At 68.9% G+C, this 17,117-nt stretch carries 21 protein-coding genes; 8 read left to right on the top strand and 13 right to left on the bottom strand.

Translation table 11 applies throughout. The features are described from left to right. Nucleotides 1–64: 64 nt before the first annotated feature. The 4 genes from NOV86_RS15535 to NOV86_RS15550 form a co-directional block, all read right to left on the bottom strand. Nucleotides 65–1,804: a type II secretion system protein gene (locus NOV86_RS15535; RefSeq protein ID WP_267642525.1), complete on the bottom strand. Its 1,740-nt coding sequence runs from the start codon at nt 1,802–1,804 to the stop codon at nt 65–67. Continuing rightward, nucleotides 1,804–3,675, bottom strand: coding sequence for an ATPase, T2SS/T4P/T4SS family (locus tag NOV86_RS15540; protein WP_267642526.1), 1,872 nt, complete (start codon nt 3,673–3,675; stop codon nt 1,804–1,806). Before NOV86_RS15540 ends, NOV86_RS15535 begins: the two co-directional genes overlap by 1 nt. A gap of 109 nt (nt 3,676–3,784) precedes the next feature. Continuing rightward, a complete protein-coding gene (locus NOV86_RS15545) occupies nt 3,785–4,240 on the bottom strand; it encodes a DUF7311 family protein (RefSeq protein WP_267642527.1) in 456 nt (151 codons plus the stop codon). Further along, nucleotides 4,237–4,740 carry a DUF7310 family coiled-coil domain-containing protein gene (locus tag NOV86_RS15550; protein ID WP_267642528.1) on the bottom strand — a complete coding sequence of 168 codons (504 nt, stop codon included), beginning with the start codon at nt 4,738–4,740 and terminating at the stop codon, nt 4,237–4,239. The genes NOV86_RS15545 and NOV86_RS15550 overlap by 4 nt, the downstream gene beginning before the upstream one ends. Nucleotides 4,741–4,816: 76 nt before the next feature. On the opposite strand from NOV86_RS15550, the gene NOV86_RS15555 reads away from it, so the two are divergent. Continuing rightward, a complete protein-coding gene (locus NOV86_RS15555; protein ID WP_267642529.1) occupies nt 4,817–5,896 on the top strand; it encodes a tubulin/FtsZ family protein in 1,080 nt (359 codons plus the stop codon). 9 nt (nt 5,897–5,905) lie between these two features. Here NOV86_RS15555 and NOV86_RS15560 read toward each other — a convergent pair whose 3' ends face one another. The 3 genes from NOV86_RS15560 to NOV86_RS15570 all read right to left on the bottom strand — a co-directional run bounded on the left by NOV86_RS15560 (nt 5,906) and on the right by NOV86_RS15570 (nt 7,936). Beyond that, on the bottom strand, nt 5,906–6,316 hold the full coding sequence (locus tag NOV86_RS15560; RefSeq protein WP_267642530.1) for an SHOCT domain-containing protein: 411 nt from the start codon (nt 6,314–6,316) through the stop codon (nt 5,906–5,908). 45 nt (nt 6,317–6,361) lie between these two features. Further along, nucleotides 6,362–7,708, bottom strand: a complete 1,347-nt coding sequence (locus tag NOV86_RS15565; protein ID WP_267642531.1) for an alkaline phosphatase family protein — start codon at nt 7,706–7,708, stop codon at nt 6,362–6,364. 84 nt (nt 7,709–7,792) lie between these two features. Further along, nucleotides 7,793–7,936 (bottom strand): hypothetical protein, encoded by a 144-nt coding sequence (locus NOV86_RS15570; protein ID WP_267642532.1) that lies wholly within the window; start codon nt 7,934–7,936, stop codon nt 7,793–7,795. Nucleotides 7,937–8,114: 178 nt separating this feature from the next. Here NOV86_RS15570 and NOV86_RS15575 point away from each other — a divergent pair, with 178 nt between their 5' ends. Further along, complete coding sequence (locus NOV86_RS15575) at nt 8,115–8,306, top strand: YgaP family membrane protein (RefSeq protein WP_267642533.1); 192 nt, start codon at nt 8,115–8,117, stop codon at nt 8,304–8,306. 39 nt (nt 8,307–8,345) lie between these two features. On the opposite strand, the gene NOV86_RS15580 is transcribed toward NOV86_RS15575, so the two are convergent. Beyond that, nucleotides 8,346–8,879 carry an inorganic diphosphatase gene (locus NOV86_RS15580; protein ID WP_267642534.1) on the bottom strand — a complete coding sequence of 178 codons (534 nt, stop codon included), beginning with the start codon at nt 8,877–8,879 and terminating at the stop codon, nt 8,346–8,348. A 238-nt stretch (nt 8,880–9,117) separates the two neighbouring features. On the opposite strand from NOV86_RS15580, the gene NOV86_RS15585 reads away from it, so the two are divergent. Continuing rightward, nucleotides 9,118–9,468 carry a PadR family transcriptional regulator gene (locus NOV86_RS15585; protein WP_267642535.1) on the top strand — a complete coding sequence of 117 codons (351 nt, stop codon included), beginning with the start codon at nt 9,118–9,120 and terminating at the stop codon, nt 9,466–9,468. A 26-nt stretch (nt 9,469–9,494) separates the two neighbouring features. On the opposite strand, the gene NOV86_RS15590 is transcribed toward NOV86_RS15585, so the two are convergent. Together NOV86_RS15590 and rnhA are read right to left on the bottom strand one after the other, a co-directional pair. After that, nucleotides 9,495–10,094, bottom strand: coding sequence for a DUF7108 family protein (locus NOV86_RS15590; RefSeq protein WP_267642536.1), 600 nt, complete (start codon nt 10,092–10,094; stop codon nt 9,495–9,497). After that, nucleotides 10,087–10,680 (bottom strand): ribonuclease HI, encoded by a 594-nt coding sequence (rnhA, locus tag NOV86_RS15595; RefSeq protein ID WP_267642537.1) that lies wholly within the window; start codon nt 10,678–10,680, stop codon nt 10,087–10,089. Before rnhA ends, NOV86_RS15590 begins: the two co-directional genes overlap by 8 nt. Before the next feature lie 174 nt (nt 10,681–10,854). Between rnhA and NOV86_RS15600 the strand changes: the two genes are divergently transcribed. From NOV86_RS15600 to NOV86_RS15615, 4 genes are all read left to right on the top strand, one after another. Further along, nucleotides 10,855–11,817 (top strand): transcription initiation factor IIB, encoded by a 963-nt coding sequence (locus NOV86_RS15600; protein WP_267642538.1) that lies wholly within the window; start codon nt 10,855–10,857, stop codon nt 11,815–11,817. A 139-nt stretch (nt 11,818–11,956) separates the two neighbouring features. Further along, nucleotides 11,957–12,901, top strand: a complete 945-nt coding sequence (locus NOV86_RS15605) for a WD40/YVTN/BNR-like repeat-containing protein (protein WP_267642539.1) — start codon at nt 11,957–11,959, stop codon at nt 12,899–12,901. Nucleotides 12,902–13,072: 171 nt separating this feature from the next. After that, on the top strand, nt 13,073–14,326 hold the full coding sequence (gene nreA, locus NOV86_RS15610) for a DNA repair protein NreA (protein WP_267642540.1): 1,254 nt from the start codon (nt 13,073–13,075) through the stop codon (nt 14,324–14,326). Nucleotides 14,327–14,385: 59 nt separating this feature from the next. Beyond that, entirely contained in the window at nt 14,386–14,508 is a 123-nt protein-coding gene (locus NOV86_RS15615) for a hypothetical protein (protein ID WP_267642541.1), read from the top strand. Between the two features lie 4 nt (nt 14,509–14,512). On the opposite strand, the gene NOV86_RS15620 is transcribed toward NOV86_RS15615, so the two are convergent. From NOV86_RS15620 to NOV86_RS15630, 3 genes are all read right to left on the bottom strand, one after another. Next, nucleotides 14,513–14,959: a DUF302 domain-containing protein gene (locus NOV86_RS15620; protein ID WP_267642542.1), complete on the bottom strand. Its 447-nt coding sequence runs from the start codon at nt 14,957–14,959 to the stop codon at nt 14,513–14,515. A 50-nt stretch (nt 14,960–15,009) separates the two neighbouring features. Further along, on the bottom strand, nt 15,010–15,696 hold the full coding sequence (locus NOV86_RS15625; RefSeq protein WP_303647811.1) for a CPBP family intramembrane glutamic endopeptidase: 687 nt from the start codon (nt 15,694–15,696) through the stop codon (nt 15,010–15,012). A gap of 63 nt (nt 15,697–15,759) precedes the next feature. Further along, the gene (locus NOV86_RS15630; RefSeq protein ID WP_267642544.1) at nt 15,760–16,050 is read right to left on the bottom strand and encodes a DUF5789 family protein; all 291 of its coding nucleotides are present in this window, start codon (nt 16,048–16,050) and stop codon (nt 15,760–15,762) included. Between the two features lie 93 nt (nt 16,051–16,143). Between NOV86_RS15630 and NOV86_RS15635 the strand changes: the two genes are divergently transcribed. Further along, complete coding sequence (locus NOV86_RS15635; protein WP_267642545.1) at nt 16,144–17,109, top strand: cell division protein CdpA domain-containing protein; 966 nt, start codon at nt 16,144–16,146, stop codon at nt 17,107–17,109. Nucleotides 17,110–17,117 lie beyond the last annotated feature (8 nt).

The following is a 17,117-nucleotide window of genomic DNA, read 5'->3' on the forward strand; positions in this document are numbered from 1 at the left end:
CAGTCTCGCTCCCGCTCGACCTGCTCGCCAGCGCGCGCCACGGTGGTACTCCGGTTCCAGTCGCTCACACCATCGCCCCGGCAGCCAGGAACGCCCCGGCGTAGACCAGCGCCGCGGTCGGGAGGGCGCGACCGACGCGCACGCCCACGAGGGTCCGGTCCAGCCCGTGCTGGAGGCCGGTCGCGAGCACGGTGAGGACGACCGAGAGCAGGAGGACGTAGGCCCCGACCGCGAGGCCGAGGTCGGGGGTGGCAAGTGGCGGAGCGGTCATCGAGCCGCCACCGGGGCCGCCGAGGGCCCCCACCGCGCCGCCCCCGAGGCCCATCCCGTCGGCCATCGCGACCGTCGCGCCGGCGACGAGTGGCCCGAAAGTTGTCGCGGTGCTCCGGAGGGTCCCGGTCACGCGGGCGAGGTCGTGCTGGCACTCGCGTTCGAGCGCCTGCAGGTCGTCGAGGTGGTCGGCCATCGAGACGATGGCGCGGCCCGCCGGGGCACCCTCGGCGGCCGCCAGCGCGAGCAACGCGGCGGTACTCCGCGCGCGAGGGCTCGGGACCCGGGCGAGGGCGCCGTGCTCGCCGAGAAACGCCTCGCGCACGCCGACCCGGAGCTGGCGCTGCCGGCGGCAAGCCGCGGCCAGCACGTCGCCGGTCTCGCCCGACACCTCGCCGGCGGCGTGGTCCAGGGCGGCTTCGACGGCCTCGCCCTCGGCGACCCGGCGGCCGACGAGGTAGAGGGCGTCGACGAGGTTCGACTCGACCGCCTTCGCGTGGTCTCTGACCGCCGCGACCGGGCGGTACCAGACCGAGAGCGCGACGCCGACGCCGAGCGCGGGCGCGACGAGGGGAGTCAGCCAGCCGGGGGCCAGCAGTGGCACGCCGAGGACCGCGAGCCCGAGGGACAACGCGCCGGCTGCCAGCGCGCGCCAGGGGCGGCTGGGCACGTCGGGATGCGCCCGCGAGACCGCCGGCGGCGGGAAGGCGACTGGCCGGCGGGTGAACAGCCACGCGCTGGCGACGAGCAGCATCGCGGGGAGCAGGCCGTCGTAGGTCACCACGAGTGCGCCGATGGTCACCGGTAGCCCGGCGACCCGGGCAGCGGGGAGGACCGCGACCAGTGCGAGGGGGAGCAGGACCCCGAAGGCGTAGATACCCGTCACCGGCCCCTGCACGGTCGCGGTGAAACTGGCCAGTCGGTCGCGGGTCCCCCGGAGGACGGCGGTCATCGCCCGGTCGAGGGTCCGGGAACGCTCGCCGGCCGGGGCGTCGGCTGCCGCCACCACGAGGTTCAGGGCGCGCCGGAGCGCCGGGAAGGTGTCGCGCCACGCGGCGACGAAGGAGCCGAGGCCGCTCTCGGGCGTCCCGGCCGCGCCACGGACGTGCTGGCCGAGGCTGGCCGCCAGGGGGCCGTCGTCGCTCTCGGCGGCGAAGGCGGCGGCGCTCTCGGCGGTCGGTTCGACGTGCATCCGGAGGACGGCGCGGCCGACGAGGTCCGGCGCGTCGCCCAGGGCCGCGGACTGACGGAGGCTCGCCAGCCAGCAGGGGGTCGAGTGGACCACGTGCGCGAGAACGAGGCCGGCGGCGAGTGCGACCAGCGGGACGGTCGCGGGAGTGACTCCGAGGACCGAGGCTGCGGCCGCGGCGACGACGGCACCCAGACCAGCCGCGGTGTAGCCCGCGCGGGTCACCGTCTCGGGAGCAAGGTCGCTCTCGAGGAAGGTCGTTGCCCGGTCCAGCTCGTCGCTCACGTCGACGGGCCACGGGTAGCCCCTGGCGAGGAACCGGCACCAGCCGACCCAGAACTGCATCAGCACGGTCCCCCTGGCAGGTCGGCGGGCGCGGTCCGGCCGTCGGCGACCAGCCCGGCGATCTCGTCGGTTCGCTCCTGCAGCGCCCGGCGCACGTCGGCGTAGGACTCGGTCGGACCGGCGAGCCCGGCGACCAGCGAACTCTCGCCGCGGTCGATGCGGCCGGTCGGTTCGAGCGCCAGCCCGTCGAGGGCGAACAGGGGCGCGAAGTGGACGCCGTCGTCGCCGGAGCGGACCTCCTCGATGCGGGCGATTCGGCGCGCGGTTCCGGCATCGGATGCTGTCTCGACCGGGCGGCAGGTGACGACGAGGTCGGTGACGCCGAAGGAGGACTCGGGGACCCCGAGGTCGGCGACGACGCGTTCGCGCACGTCGGCCCCGCCGTCGCCGTGGATGGTTCCCAGGACCGCGCTCCCGCTCGCACCGACCCGCATCGCCTCGTAGAGCACGCGGGCCTCCTCCCCGCGGACCTCGCCGACGACGAGGGCACCCTCGCCGAGGCGGAGGGCGGTCCGGAGCGCCTCGTCGGGGGCGACGCTCGGGCCGTCCCCGGTCGTGGTGTGCAGCGCCTGCACGTCCCGGCCGCCGGTCTGGAGGGCTGCGACCGGGAGCTCCGGCGTGTCCTCGATGACGACGGTCCGGGTCTGACGCGGGAGCTCCCACAGCAGCGCCCCGAGGGTCGTGGTCTTGCCGGCCCCGCGGGTTCCGGCGACGAGCATCGCGGCCGCGCGCTCGACCGCCAGCGAGAGGAACGCGGCCGCCTCGGCGGTGAGGCTCCCGACCGTGACGAGCCGGGGGAGCGTCCAGGCGTCGCGGCCGTTCCGCCGGAAGGCGAACCCGTGGCCGTCGCTGACGGGGCGGGTCACGCCTGCCACCCGGACCGGGTCGCCCGCCATCTCGGCCGTGGCGTCGAGGGTCGGACTGGCGCGTGAGAAGGCGCGGCCGCTCTCCTGGCGGAACCGGGAGGCCAGTGCGCCCGCCGCGGCCGCGGTGAGCCGCACGTTCGTCGGCATGGTGTGCCCGCCCGCGGTCACCCGGAGGGGCGTCTCCGTGACGGGCGCGGACGCGAAGACGTCGGAGACGGCCGGGTCCGCGAACAGGTCGGTGAGGACGCCGTACTCGCGGGTGTGCTTGCGGAGGACGGCCGCGAGGACCCCGACCGGCGTGGACTCGTCAGCGACCGCCCGGACCGCCCTGCCCGGGGCCCGCGCCGCCCCATCGGTGCCGCCGTCCGCGAGATGGGCGTAGGCGTCTGCGAGCGTCGCGAGGTCGTCGTCTTCCAGTCGGGATTCGACCGGTTCGAGGTGGTAGCATCGTCGCCCCGTCGCGTCCTCGTACTCGCGGACCGTCGTCCCCGTACAGGTCTCGCGCGTGGCGACGAGTGTGGCGCCCGGCGGGAGGTCGGTGGCGACCCGGGCCTTGCTGACGGTCGGGCCGGCGTACGGTCGCAGGGCCTCCTCGTACCCACCCGCCCGGTCCGCGAGGACGGCGAGGCCGGTCTCGGCGACGAGGTCGGCGACCGGTCCGGCCCGGGCCGTCGCGTCGGCCGCGGCCCGCAGGGGGTCGGTCCGGGTGCGCCCCGCCAGCACCGGGTCGTGGAAGGCCGTCGCGTCGGCGAACCGGCCCGCCGCGACCAGCAGGGCCGCGGCGTCGTCCTCGTAGGCCCGTTCCAGCCCCCCGTCCCTGACGACCACGCTGTCGGCGTCGCGCGATTCGAGGGCCTCGACCGCGGTCGCCCGGCAGTCCGGGTCGGTCGCGAGGTCGCCGCCGGGGCAGTCGGTCGCGTCGAGCGAGAGCCGGTCGCCCGCGAAGGAGACGGTGCAACCACAGGGGTCGTCGGAGTCGGTGCCGAGCAGCGAGCGCAGTGACATGGCCACGCTGGCCGCGGGTTCGGATTTAAACTCCGGGGTGCGACGAGTGCTGCCGTCTCCACCTGGCGCGCGCTTGGCCGGGTGGCGAGCACGAGGCGACGGAGTCGCCTCAGGAGTCCCGCGACCGCCCGACGCAAACCCCCTCCCCATCCGGCTGCAGGGTCAGCACGAGCCGATGCTCGCCACTCCCCTCCAGCACCAGTGGCCGCCCGCCGGGCGTCCGGAACGCGACACCGACACGAACCTCCCGAACCGGCCCGCCTGCCAGCCGGTAGGCGAGTACTTGAGCGTCCGGCTCGCCGGGGACGCCACCGACCGACACCCAGGCCACCTCGCGGGTCGTCCACCCGTCGGCCGGCAGCCTGACCGTCACGACCCGTCTCGCACCTGGACCGGGGGTCGCATCCTCGGTCGCGAGCAGCCCCTCGCCGGCGACCTCGAGACGATGGAGGTCGGCCGCCACCTGCTGGTCGCTCCGGGTCTCGCGCGCCGCATCGAGCGCCGGCAGCGTCGCCGCCAGCAGCGCCAGCGCGAGTACGACCGCGACGACCGTCCGGACGCTCACAGCACCTCGCGGATGCGGGCCACGAGCCCCGGTTCGTCCCGGCCGTCGTCCGGGTCCGGAATCGTGTAGGGGTCGTGGTCTGTGTCCCGCGAATGGCCGGGACTGGTCGCCCACTCGCCGGCGGCCGGTTCGCCCACATCGCTCTCGTGGGTTCTCGACCTCGCCTCCAGTTCCGCGACGCGCTCCTCCAGCGACTCGACCGCGGCCATCGCCCCGTCGGCGCGCTGCTCGACCCGTTCGTTCACGCTCCGGACGTTGCCGGCGTAGCCCCGGAGCGCCTGCACGGCGGCTTCGAGGTCGGCGACGGCGGTCTCCACCTCGTCGAGACGGTCCGCGAGCGTCGGCTGCTCGGGGGCGCTGCCGGTCGCGGGTTCGGTCGCTCCGGCCTCGAACCCGGTGTGCGTGGCACCGCCGTCGCCAGCAACCGCGTCGAGAACCGCGTCCTCGTCGGCGATGGCGCGCTCGACCGCCCGCAGTCGGTCGTCCAGTTGGTCGGACATGTCGCGATTGGCCGCGGGTTCGTATTTAAATCCCGAGGCGGAACGCTTTACCCCCCGCTCTACGGATGCCGATAACATGAAAGTCGTCCTGATCGGTGTCGGACAGGCCGGGGGCAAGATCACGCAGGCCCTGGCCGAGTTCGACTACAACATGGACTTCGACGCGGTGCAGGGTGCCCTCGCGGTCAACACGGCGAGTGCCGACCTCCAGAACCTCGACATCGAGACGCAACTCGTCGGCCAGGACACGGTGAAGGGCCACGGTGTCGGCGGCGACAACGAACTGGGCGCGCAGGTGATGCAAGACGACGCCATCGAGGTCATGGACAGCCTCGACGGGAAGATCACCGCACAGGCCGAGGCCATCTTCGTCGTCGCCGGCCTCGGCGGCGGCACCGGCTCCGGCGGCGCCCCGGTCCTCCTCCGCGAGCTCCAGCGCGTCTACGACCTCCCCATCTACGCGCTCGGGGTCCTCCCCGGCCGCGGCGAGGGCGCGATGTACCAGGCCAACGCGGGTCGCTCGCTGAAGACCGTCGTGCGCGAGGCCGACTCGACAATCCTCGTCGACAACGACGCGTGGCACGACTCCGGCGAGTCCCTCGAAGGGGCCTTCGACACCATCAACCAGAACATCGCCCAGCGCATCGGCCTGCTGTTCGCCTCCGGCGAGGCGGTCGAGGGCGTCGGCGAGAGCGTCGTCGACACCTCCGAGGTCATCAACACGCTCCGCGAGGGCGGCATCGCCTGCATGGGCTACGCCAGCGCCCTCTCCGGCGAGACCGCCGAGGACAACATCAACGCGGTCACGAGCGTCACCCGGTCCGCACTGCTGACCGGGACCAGTCTCCCCGACGCCGTCACGGCCGACTCGGCGCTGCTGGTCGTCGCGGGCCGTCCCGAGGCCATCCCGCGCAAGGGCGTCGAACGCGCCCGGCGCTGGGTCGAGGACCAGACCGGCTCGATGCAGGTCCGCGGCGGCGACTTCCCGCTCGACTCGGACCGCATCGCCGCGCTCGTGCTCCTCGGTGGGGTCGAACGGTCCAACCGCATCGACGAGTTCATGGAGCGCGCAAAGGAGGCACAGCAACAACAGGAGAAAGAGCCCGAGGACCACGCCGCGAACTTCCGGAACGACGAACTCGACGACCTGTTCTGAGCCGGGTCGTCAGTTCCGCTCGGTCTCCGGCTCGCTGCCGCGTTCGACCCGGTTCCTGGCGTCCTCCAGCGTCTCGGTGTCCAGCAGTACCTCCAGTTTCCGCTCGAACTGTTCCTCCGAGAGCTCGCCCTGCGCGTACCGCTCGCGGAGGGTCTCCAGCGAGTCGCGCTTCGAGGCGGAGAGGTCCTCGCGCTCTGTCGCGTGGTCGAACGCGTCGTCGAGCGCCTCGTCCATCCGCCGGTCGGTCTCGTCGAGGAACTCGTCGTCGTCCTCGCCGGTGAGGATGCCGACGATGGGGACGACGACCGCGTAGCCGATGACGAACACCAGCCACCAGTTGTTCACGTCGAGGAACAGGGCGGCCAGCCCGGCCCCGAGGACGAGGAGGGACGTGATACTCGTCGCGGGCTGTCTGCTCATGTCCAGCCGTACCGCGACTCGCGTGAAAAAACTTCTCTCGAGCGCTCAGACCAGGCTCGCGCCGTCGAACTCGGTGCGCTGGAAGTCGATCTCCAGCAGGTCGAGGATGGTCGGCGCGATGTCGAAGAGGTCGGCGTCGGAGATGTTCGCCTCGGGGTCGTCGACGAACAGCGAGGCGTTGTCGAAGCTATGCATCCCGTTGCGGGCACCCTTCGTGAACACGTCGTCGTGGCCCTTGAAGCCGGCCTTGAGGTCGAAGCCGTGGTTCGGGATGATGACGAGGTCCGGCGCGATGTCGTCGTGGTCGCCGCGGAAGGCCTCTTCCTTCTCGACGACGCGCTCTGCGACCTTCTCGCCGTCCGGGCCTTCGAGCGCCTCGAGTTCGGCCTTGAGTTCGTCGCGAACCTCCTCGTACTCGTCCTGCGGGACCGAGCCACGCGGTTCGCGCCCCTCGAGGTTGAGGTAGACGCGACCCGGGATGAACGAGTACGCGCGGGCGTCCTCGGAGATGTCCGCGAGTTCCTCGGGCTCGTCCGTGTCGAACTCGAGCCAGCCCTCGCGCTGGAGCCACTCGTTGAGGTGGACCTCGTTGTCGAGGGTGGTGAAGCCGTGGTCGCTCGCGACGACCATCGTGACGTCCTCGGGGAGCTGCTCGCGGAGCTTGCCGAGGTAGTCGTCGACCTTCTCGTAGAAGTCGAGGAACGCCTCTTTGTTCGCGCCGTCGCGCTCGTAGTCCTCGAAGAGGAAGTGGTTGACGCGGTCGGTCGTCATGAAGACACCGAAGAAGAGGTCCCAGTCGTCCTCCGCGATGTAGTGCGAGAAGGCCTCGTAGCGCTTCTCGAGCGTCTCGTGGGCGTCTTCGATGAACGCCGTCTTGTCGTCCTCGTGTCCGAGTTTCGCGTTGACGTCGAGCTTGTAGTCGATGGAGTCGAGGTAGCCGCCGAACTCGTCGGGGTATGCGGCCTTGCTCATGTCGTTGACCGAGAGGAAGCCACTGACCATGCGCTGGACGTTGCGCTGGGGCGGGAACGTCACGGGGACGTTCATCACGGTCGCGTCGCGGCCGTCCTCCTGGACGCGGTCCCAGAGGCGCTTGGCCTGCACGTCGTCACCCATCGGGACGTAGGTGTCGTAGGTACCGACCTCTCGGTCCTGGAAGCCGTAGACGCCGGTCTCGCCGGGGTTGACGCCGGTGGTCAGCGACGGCCAGCAGGCGCTGGACTCCGGCGGCACGATGCTGTCGATGGGACCGGCGCTACCCTCGCGGGCGAGCGCGGTCAGGTTGGGGAACCGCTCCTCGTTGTCGGAGATGAGGCTGTACGGTACCCCGTCGATGCCGAAGAACGCGACGCGGGGGTTGTCGTCGCCACGAAGACGGTCGAAGAGACCCATATCGCCCCGTACTGCAGTCGACTACAAGAACCTTCTTTTCACTGCCCAATCGGGCCGCCGGTCGCCGGTCCCGGCAAGAATCCGTTACTCTTCGCGCGTCGGCTCGCGCTCGAAGTTCGTTGGGACGACCGTGACGTGGTGCATCCCGACGCCACCAGTCGATTCACGGCGTTCCGGCTCGTCGTCGAGGTCGACATCGGTCGTGGGGTGGACGCTGTTGGTGGCCATCTCTATCTAGCGGTACGGGCAGAACCCGGATAAAATTACCCATGCTCATAAATTATCCGGGTGTCGTGCTCCCATTACCGGGACGTATCTCTGGCGGGGGCGATGCGGTGGCGACGGTGGGCTGTCCGGCCGACCCGGACGAGGTACGTTTTTCAGGGGGCTCACCCAACGGGCGGGCATGGAACGAAACGTCAACGACGACGGGCAGCTGGTCCGCATCGGGCTGGGGTCGGTCGCGATGTTCGCCGCCATGGTCGCCGGAGCCGGGTTCCAACGCGTGTCGGTCGGGCTCCTCCTCGGCGTGGTCGGTGCAGTGCTGTTGCTCACGGGTGCGGTTCGGGTCTGCCCCATCCGGGCGGCACTCGAGTAGAACAGTCGGCGGTGAAGACGACAGAACCGCGAGAGTGCGTTACTGGAAGTTCTCTTCGTAGAGGTCCATCGCGTGCTCGATGGCCTCCTTCGCGGCTTCCTTGTCCTCCCAGCCCAGGGTCTCGACCTCCTTGCCCTCCTCGAGGTTCTTGTAGGTCGCGAAGAACTCGTCGATCTCGTCCTGCTGTTGCTGCGGGATGTCGTCGAGGTCCTGGATGTGGTCGAAGCGCGGGTCCTCGGTCGGCACCGCGATGACCTTGTCGTCCTGCTCGCCGTCGTCGTCCATCTTCATGAGGGCGACGGGGCGCGCCTCGATGACGCAGCCCGGGAACGTCTGGTCCTCGACGAGGACGAGCACGTCGAAGGGGTCCTCGTCGTCGTAGTACGACTGCGGGATGAACCCGTAGTCCGAGGGGTAGTGGACGTTGCTGTGGAGGACGCGGTCCAGCACGACTCCGGGGATGTCCTTCTCGTACTCGTACTTGTTGCGCTCGCCTTTGAGGCACTCGACGACTGCGTAGATGGTCTCCGGCGGGTTCGGGCCAGTTTCGAGGTCTTCCCAGAGATTCGTCATACGTTCTCGGGTCCGTGGACGGCCCGGAAAGTCCTTTCGTATTTACCCTTCGCCCGGAGTTTATCTCCGGTCCAGGGACTGTGTGCCACGATATCACCTCGAAGTGACCGAAAAATAGTATCCGTAACCCGAAATCGCTACCCCTCAGGGAGTCTAGGGAGTGACGGGTCGGCCGAACTGCAAGTAAATGCACTAATAGTTGAGAAGTGTTAAATAGCCTGATGACATTTAGTTAGGTATGTCAGAGGCACAAGCAGTCACCGGGCAACAGGGTATCGCGCGCGAGCTTACCGCGTTCCAGCACAACATCCTGGTCATCCTAGCGAAGGAGCCGATGTACGGGCTCGCCATCAAGCGCGAACTCGAGGAGTACTACGGCACCGAGGTCAACCACGGCCGTCTGTACCCCAACCTCGACGAACTCGTCGGGCTCGGGCTCATCGACAAGAGCGAACTCGACAAGCGGACCAACCAGTACGAGCTGACCGACGACGGCTACGACGCCGTCATGGACCAGCTCGAGTGGACGCTCTCGAAGATCGGCGAGGACGACGAGCGCGCGGACGAGATCCGCGCCCTCCTCGAATAGGACTTCGACACCGTCCTCGAACAGGGCTAGAAATCGGGCACCCGCTTCTCAGCGGTTTCGAAGACCAGCCGCAGCGACGTCTCGACCACTGCTTCCTCCTCCTCTGTCGGCCACGCGTTGCGTGGATAGTACTCTGTCAGGAACTCCTGTAGCTCCGCGCTCGTCGCGCTGTCGGCCGGCCGCGCGTAGTGGTTCCCCATGAAGTCGGCGAACTTGCGGGCGTTGCTCGCGTGGACGTCGCCGTGTTCCGCAGCGACGGCGGCGACCAGTTCGTCGTTGTGTTCCGCGACGTTCTCCCACTCCTCTGCGTCGCCGGGGCCGGACAGCGAGACCTCGACCGCCCGGTCGGTGTCCTCGATGCGGTCGGTCCGGATGACGCCGTCCTCGACCCACTCTTCGGGGTGGAGGACCAGCGTCTCGCCGTCGTCGTCATCGCGGACGCGGGCGGTGAACTCGTGGTCGGCGAGCAGGTCGGTTCGGCGGTCCTCGTAGGACTCGATGGCACCTTCGTCGACCGCCTCGCGGGCGAGTCGGGTGAGGCGTTCGGCCTCCTCGACCACGTCCTCGGGCAGTTCCTGCTGGTCGTCGGGCTCCTCGGTGTCTGGCTGTGTGGCGTCCTCAGGCATCGTCGAGTGCTTCGTTCGCAAGGTTGTCGGCGCGCTCGTTTATCTCTCGCGGAACGTGCGAGAGCGTCCAGGAGTCGAACTGCGAGAGCAGCTCGCGGACCGTGACGCGTTTCTCGCGCAGCGTCGGGTTGTTCGTGTCGTACTCGCCGCGGACCTGCTTGACGATGAGTTCGGAGTCGCCGCGGATCTCCAGTTCGTCGTAGCCGAAGTCGCGCGCGGCCTCCAGCACCCGGATGAGCGCGTCGTACTCGGCCTGGTTGTTCGTCGCGTTCCCGATGCGTTCGGAGCCCTCGGCGGCGATACCGTCGCTGGTGACGATGACCCAGCCGATGGCCGCCGGGCCGGGGTTGCCGCGGGAGGCGCCGTCGAAGTAGCAGTGCGCTCGGCCGCCGCCGTCGCGGAGGACGGCCTCGATGTCTGAGGGCTGTGCGCCCTGTATCACGACCTTCTCGTCGTAGGCGACCGCGGACGCGTCGCCGTACTCCGCGCGCCAGCGCTCGTGCTCGGTGTTCCCGTCCGTGACGGTCGCACCCGCGGATTCCAGCCGTTCGCGGGCCTCCTCGGGGTCGCACTCGATGACCGGCATTGACCGAACGTCACCGAACCTGGTGTATAACCGTTCTGATTCCGATTCTATGTCAGCTGGAGAGAATTGCCGCAGTCTATCGATTCGTTCTCAGGCCGACTTTTCGTCGTGACGATATCGGCCAGAATCATACCAAGGGTTTAAGACCATCGGAACTACTACTATAAAAGTGCGATGACACGGTCTACCCGCCAGCGGGAGCGAGAACTCGAGACCGAGAATTCGGACGAGCAAGAGGGGGTCCGGGAGTGCCCCGAGTGCGAGTCCGACAACCTGGTCAAAAGTTCGGACAGGGGCGAACTCGTCTGCGACGACTGCGGGCTCGTCGTCGAGGAAGAGAAGATCGACCCCGGTCCGGAATGGCGCGCTTTCAACCATCAGGAACGACAGGAGAAGTCCCGCGTCGGGGCCCCGACCACGCAGACGATGCACGACAAGGGGCTCACGACGACCATCGACTGGAAGGACAAAGACGCCTACGGGCGTTCTATCTCCTCGAAGAAACGCAGCCAGATGCACCGGCTGCGCAAGTGGCAAGAACGCATCCGTACCAAGGACGCCGGCGAGCGCAACCTGCAGTTCGCGCTCAGCGAGATCGACCGGATGGCGTCCGCACTCGGTGTGCCGCGGTCGGTCCGCGAGGTCGCGTCGGTCATCTACCGGCGTGCACTCAAGGAGGACCTCATCCGCGGCCGGTCCATCGAGGGCGTCGCGACCAGCGCACTCTACGCCGCCTGTCGGAAGGAAGGCATTCCGCGGAGTCTCGAAGAGATCTCCGAAGTCTCCCGTGTCGAGCGCAAGGAAATCGGCCGGACGTACCGCTACATCTCTCAGGAACTCGGTCTGGAGATGAAACCCGTCGACCCGAAGAAATACGTACCGCGGTTCTGTTCTGAACTCGAACTCTCCGAAGAGGTCCAGACCAAAGCCAACGAGATCATCGAGACGACCGCCGAGAAAGGGCTCCTCTCGGGCAAGTCTCCCACTGGCTACGCCGCGGCCGCCATCTACGCCGCGTCGCTCCTCTGCAACGAGAAGAAGACCCAGCGCGAGGTCGCAGACGTCGCACAGGTGACGGAGGTCACCATCCGGAACCGGTACCAGGAACAGATCGAAGCGATGGGCATCCACAGCTAGGACCGCCCGACATCCTCTCTATTTTTCGCCCGGCGAGCGACAGCGTTCGTTCTGTTTCGATTACACGACTGTAGAATAGTTGTCTGATTGATACCTACTCGGCGTAACCGTTAACATAGCAGCCGACCACGATTGGGCGATGGGTCTACTCATCGGTACACTGGACGGCCTCTTCCACGTCGGCGACGGGTTCGAGACCGTCGAACGGCCGCTCGAGGAGCGGGTCAACCGCCTCCACGTGTTCGGCGACGAGGCGCTCGCGGCGACCTCGGCCGGCCTCTATCACTCCGAGGGTGGGTGGGAGTGGACGAAGGTCGAATCGTTCGCCGGGCCGGTCCACTCGATGGCGACCACGCCCGACGGGGACTGCTGGTACGTCGGTATCTCGCCCGCGGCCGTGTACGTCTCCGAGGACGGCGGCGAGACGTGGACCGAGTCGGCGAGCTTCCAGAACCTCCCCTCTCGGGACCGCTGGCGGGACCGCGCGCCCGGGAACGACGCGACGGTCCGGACGATGGCCGTCCACAGTGGCGCGCCCGACCGCCTCGCGGTCGGGGTCGAACCCGGCGGCGTCTTCGTCAGCGTCGACGGCGGCGCGACGTGGAACGAGCGCTGTGCGGGCGTCCACGACGACGTCCATCACCTGCTCGCGCTCGGGGTCGACGAGTACCTCGCGGCCACCGGCAACGGCCTCTACGGGACCGACGACGCGGGCCGGACGTGGCTCCGGCAGGACACCGACTTCCGGGACTTCTGGTTCAACTACTTCCGGGAGACCGTCGCCCACGACGGGACCCTGTACGCGGCCGCGAACGGCTGGGGCCCGGCGTCCCCCGGTGGCGCACTCTTCGAGGCGTCGGTCGACGGGACGGGTCGCGAGGCGACGCGGGTGCCCTACCCCGGCGAGAAGGAGTCGTTCGTCGTCTCCTGGGCGGTCGACGACGACCAGGTGTACGCGGGGACGATGCGCATCCAGGACGGATTCGAGCAGCACGCGCCGGGGCAGGTGCTCCGCCGGGAGGAACACGGCTGGATACAGGTCGGGGAGGTCCCCGCGGCAGCCCGGTCGCTCGCCACGATTTAAATCCGAAGCCGCGGCCAGCTCCCCCGTGCGCTGACGACCTGCCCGGCCACAGACGCGGGTGTGCGACACGCTGTGGGCCGGGACCGAGCACGACCGACCCCGGTCGCGTGTCGCCTGTTCGCCACGGCGATGACTGAACATTGATGAGCGTCAGGGACGTACGGCAACCGAATGCGGCTCGACGACTACATCGAGAGCCTCGAACCCGACGAGGACGCCAGGCGTCGGCAGCTGGCGAAGGAGAAGTCCTACGCCATCACCGACTACCTGCAGGACTTCCAGTCGCAGTTCGAGGAGACCGTCCAGGGTGACTCCCTGTTCGGGGCGACCGCGCCCTCCATCTTCGTCGGCCGGACCAACTACCCGCGGGTGTCGACGGGCCTGCTCTCGCCGGTCGCCGAGGGCGACCCGACGGACTTCGTCACCGACGGCGCGTGGTACCAGCAGGGCCTCGGCGTCGGCGACGTGGTCGAGCGCCGGACCGGCCTGCTGAACTCGACCCGGCGGGCCAACGTCGACGTGAACGACGTGTGGGACGGCTTCGTCGGCGTCCAGCGCGAGGTCGCCATCGCGGGCGACCCCGTCGACCTCGAGATCGGCCTCGACGGCAAGCCCGACCTCGACCTCGACGTGGACGAGGGCATCGCGACGCCCCGGGGGCCGCGAGCGAAGGCCACGTCGGTCGACCTCACCGAGAACCCGTACGTCCCGCGCCCGGTGAAGAAGACGCTGGAGGACGACGACTGGCAGGCACAGGGCGCGATGACCTACCTCTACCGCCGCGGCTTCGACGTGTACGACGTGAACCGAATCCTCTCGGCGGGCGCGCTCGGCCAGGGCGAGAACCGCCGGCTGGTCCCGACGCGCTGGTCCATCACGGCCGTCGACGACACCATCGGCCAGTTCCTCCGCGGCCAGATACGCCACGCGCCGAGCGTGGACTCGGTCGAGGTGTGGGAGAACGAGTTCATGGGCAACCGCTACTGGGTCGTCCTCGCGCCCGGCCAGTGGGAGTTCGAGCTGGTCGAGATGAAGGCGCCCGGCAGCGTCTGGAACCCGGCCGAGTCCGGTGACATCTGGATGGGTAGCGCCTCGGAGGGCTACGAGGGCCGGACGGGCTACGTCGACGAGACGGCCGGTGCGTACTACGCCAGCCGCCTCGGCGTGCTGGAGCACCTCGCCGACCGCGGCCGACAGGCGAAGTGCCTCGTCCTGCGCGAGGTCAGTGACGACTACTGGGCGCCGGTCGGCGTCTGGCAGGTCAGAGAGAGCGTGCGCAACGCCTTCGAGGGGGAGTACGGTGAGGCCGAGACGTTCCACGGGGCGGTCCGGACGGTCGCAACGCACCTGCCCGTCTCGCTGAACCGCCTGCGCCGGAAGTCCGAACTCGTCGCGGGACTGCAGGCGTCGCTCTCGGACTTCTAGCGTCGCCTACCGTCTGAGCCATCGGGTTTATCTCGACACGGTCCTTGGCAACTAGTGACATGGTCTGGTCACCACTGCTGGTGGACTTCGGCGGGCAGACGCCCGCCGTCGCCAGCCTGCTCGCGCTCGTCGTCGTCTCGCTGGTGCTCGATTACTACTACCAGCGCGTGGGCCTGCGGTAGCGTCTCAGACGTCCTCGACGTTCGCCCACGCCTGCTCGACGAGTTCGCCAGTGTCACTGACCAGTTCCTCCCAGGTCTCGTCGTCGGGCGCCATGCCGAGCAGCCGGGCGATCTTCATGATGGAGACGTGGTAGACGTGCTGGCGGCCGGGTGCCTCCTCCCAGACGACCACGTTGCAGGGCATGATGCCACCGATCTCCTTCGAGATGTCCAGTGCGCGGTCCGCCATCTCCGGGTGGCAGGCACCGAGCACGTAGTACGGGTCGTGCTCGGAGCCGGTCTTCTCCTTGATGACCTCGGACGGCGAGAACTCGACGAGCGTGCCGAATCCGGCGTCCGCGAACGCCTCGCGGACGTGCTCGATCGCCTCCTCGTGTTCCATCTCGAGTGTCGCCTGTTTCTTGCCGAGGTCGTCGTCGCTCAGCTGGTCGGGGTCGATGTTGAGTACCATCACCTGTAGAATTGCACGCACCGCCCAAAAGCGTGTCTCCGTGGCCGCGCCTACAGCGGAATCGGTAGCCAGCGCAGCCACCCGATGACGGTCTCGGGCGGGATGAGCGGTTCGTGGAGGACGAGCCAGTCGAGCAGCACGAGGCCCGCACCGTGGGCGACGATGGAGGGGAGCAGCGAGTCGCTCTTGTAGTCGACCGCGCCGAACAGCACGTCGGTCGGCCCGGAGAGCACCATCTCCAGCGGTGGCTTCCCGACGTGGTGGAGCATGTAGACGAACGGGCTGATGAGCGCGGCCTTCATGCCGAACCGCTCGCCGACGCCGACACAGAGCAGGCCGCGGTAGTACGTCTCGACCGCGACGACCAGCATGAACTGCTTCGCCGCGTGGACCGCGAACTCGTCGAGGGCGACGGCACCGGTGGTCCACTCGCCCCACATCGGGTAGTACGCCCGGATGCCCGGCAGCGAGGAGCCCACGACGTAGAACGGGAGGACGAACGCCGCGAGCAGGACGGTGTTCCGGACCGCCGGCCAGTCGACGTGGTAGCCGATGTTCTTGCCGTGGGTCCACGCGAGCACCATCGGTCCGACGAAGAAGATGAGCGTGTCGGTGACCAGGCGCTCGTTCAGGGGGTAGCGCGTGAACTCCATCCAGAGCAGCGAGAGGACCGCGCCGAGCAGGAGCGACTTCTGGGTCCAGGTCAGTTCGGACGGGCGGACCGGAATCGAGGACAGTCGCTCGGAGAGCCACGACTTCGCGTCGTCGACCGTCCGGGCGACCGTCGAGAACACGGCGTGTTACTCGTCCGCGGTCTGGACGGCACCGCGGCCGACCACGTCACGGACGGCGTTCTCGAACTCCTGGCGCTTCTCGAAGTACGTGATGTCGATGTCCTCGAGCACCTCGGAGATGGTCTTCGGGCCTTCGGGTGTCCGGATGGTGGACTCGCCCTCGAGCGCTTCGAGGCGGCTCTTCTGGATGGGCCAGGTCAGTCGGGAGGTGACGCGGGCCAGCGGCGCGCCCTCGACGGTCTCGCCGGACCCGAGTTCGACGGCAGGTTCTGTCTCCTCTTCCTCGTCGTCAGCCATGTGCGGGGGTTTGCAATCCCCTCGATTCAACCTTTCGCTTCGCTGCCCGTTGTCTGACGTACTGTTTTGTGTCGGGGGACGTAAGGGAACGGTATGACTAGCCTCGCGGACGTGTACGAGGACAACGTCGGGGAGGTCGAGAACCTGCAGCGGTTCTACCTCGGGGTCGGGCTGTTCGTGGCCGGGGCCTTGCTGACGGTCCTCGGTATCGTCGTCGGTGCGACGGACGTGCTCGCCGGTCTCGGCGTGGACCTCTACGGGTCGAGAGAGATCGCAGGCATCCTCGGCGGGCTCGGCATCCCGGCCGTGCTCGTCGGCGTGTTCACCGTCCTGCCGGCGAGTCGGCGCATCCGGGCCGCGGCCGCCATCGGGTCGAGCGTCTGTGTCCTCGGCGTCGCCCTGTTCAGCCGCGTCTACCCCGGCGAGTGGATCGGGTCGCCCACGGCGAGCCAGGGCATGACCCTGCTCGTCGCGACGGTGTACTTCGTCGGCGTCTTCACCGCCATCGGCTGCCTGTTCAGCGCGGTCGTGACGTTCAAGACGCGCAACGACCCCGGCGGGACCGTCACCATGCAGGTGACCCGGGAGGGCGAGACGACGGTCGTCGAGGTGCCCGAGGAGAAGGTCGACGAGGTCGAGGGCCAGAAGGCCTCGGCCGCCCAGTACGGCAGCGTCGGCATGTTCGGCGCCCAGCCCGACGGGAACGTCGAGACGCAGACGAACCGGCCGGACCGGCGCGAGCAGCAGTCGTCCTCCGGGTCGTCCGACTCGTCCGGCTCGTGGTCGAACTCTTCGCCGACGCACCCGGCGATGCACTCGCCGACCAGCGACGGCGGCACGGCGGCGAACGACATCCGGTCGCCGCTCGACGAGGACGCGGAGGTCATGCGAACCGAGACGCCCCAGCCCGAGGAGAAGAACCTCGCGGACCGCTACTGCGGCAACTGTGCGCACTTCGACTACGTGCGGACGAACCGTGGTATCCAGCCGTACTGCGCCTACCACGACGCGGAGATGGACGACATGGAAGCCTGCGAGTCGTGGGAACCGAACAACTGACGACGCCG

The organism is Haloarchaeobius amylolyticus (assembly GCF_026616195.1).
Lineage (GTDB): Archaea > Halobacteriota > Halobacteria > Halobacteriales > Natrialbaceae > Haloarchaeobius > Haloarchaeobius amylolyticus.

What these genes read in the sequence shown, in the direction of transcription:
- NOV86_RS15535 (WP_267642525.1), bottom strand. Translation starts at nt 1,804, where the DNA reads ATGCAGTTCTGGGTCGGCTGGTGCCGGTTCCTCGCCAGGGGCTACCCG.
- NOV86_RS15540 (WP_267642526.1), bottom strand. Translation starts at nt 3,675, where the DNA reads ATGTCACTGCGCTCGCTGCTCGGCACCGACTCCGACGACCCCTGTGGT.
- NOV86_RS15550 (WP_267642528.1), bottom strand. Translation starts at nt 4,740, where the DNA reads ATGTCCGACCAACTGGACGACCGACTGCGGGCGGTCGAGCGCGCCATC.
- NOV86_RS15555 (WP_267642529.1), top strand. Translation starts at nt 4,817, where the DNA reads ATGAAAGTCGTCCTGATCGGTGTCGGACAGGCCGGGGGCAAGATCACG.
- NOV86_RS15560 (WP_267642530.1), bottom strand. Translation starts at nt 6,316, where the DNA reads ATGAGCAGACAGCCCGCGACGAGTATCACGTCCCTCCTCGTCCTCGGG.
- NOV86_RS15565 (WP_267642531.1), bottom strand. Translation starts at nt 7,708, where the DNA reads ATGGGTCTCTTCGACCGTCTTCGTGGCGACGACAACCCCCGCGTCGCG.
- NOV86_RS15570 (WP_267642532.1), bottom strand. Translation starts at nt 7,936, where the DNA reads ATGGCCACCAACAGCGTCCACCCCACGACCGATGTCGACCTCGACGAC.
- NOV86_RS15575 (WP_267642533.1), top strand. Translation starts at nt 8,115, where the DNA reads ATGGAACGAAACGTCAACGACGACGGGCAGCTGGTCCGCATCGGGCTG.
- NOV86_RS15580 (WP_267642534.1), bottom strand. Translation starts at nt 8,879, where the DNA reads ATGACGAATCTCTGGGAAGACCTCGAAACTGGCCCGAACCCGCCGGAG.
- NOV86_RS15585 (WP_267642535.1), top strand. Translation starts at nt 9,118, where the DNA reads ATGTCAGAGGCACAAGCAGTCACCGGGCAACAGGGTATCGCGCGCGAG.
- NOV86_RS15590 (WP_267642536.1), bottom strand. Translation starts at nt 10,094, where the DNA reads ATGCCTGAGGACGCCACACAGCCAGACACCGAGGAGCCCGACGACCAG.
- rnhA (WP_267642537.1), bottom strand. Translation starts at nt 10,680, where the DNA reads ATGCCGGTCATCGAGTGCGACCCCGAGGAGGCCCGCGAACGGCTGGAA.
- NOV86_RS15600 (WP_267642538.1), top strand. Translation starts at nt 10,855, where the DNA reads ATGACACGGTCTACCCGCCAGCGGGAGCGAGAACTCGAGACCGAGAAT.
- NOV86_RS15605 (WP_267642539.1), top strand. Translation starts at nt 11,957, where the DNA reads ATGGGTCTACTCATCGGTACACTGGACGGCCTCTTCCACGTCGGCGAC.
- nreA (WP_267642540.1), top strand. Translation starts at nt 13,073, where the DNA reads ATGCGGCTCGACGACTACATCGAGAGCCTCGAACCCGACGAGGACGCC.
- NOV86_RS15615 (WP_267642541.1), top strand. Translation starts at nt 14,386, where the DNA reads ATGGTCTGGTCACCACTGCTGGTGGACTTCGGCGGGCAGACGCCCGCC.
- NOV86_RS15620 (WP_267642542.1), bottom strand. Translation starts at nt 14,959, where the DNA reads ATGGTACTCAACATCGACCCCGACCAGCTGAGCGACGACGACCTCGGC.
- NOV86_RS15630 (WP_267642544.1), bottom strand. Translation starts at nt 16,050, where the DNA reads ATGGCTGACGACGAGGAAGAGGAGACAGAACCTGCCGTCGAACTCGGG.
- NOV86_RS15635 (WP_267642545.1), top strand. Translation starts at nt 16,144, where the DNA reads ATGACTAGCCTCGCGGACGTGTACGAGGACAACGTCGGGGAGGTCGAG.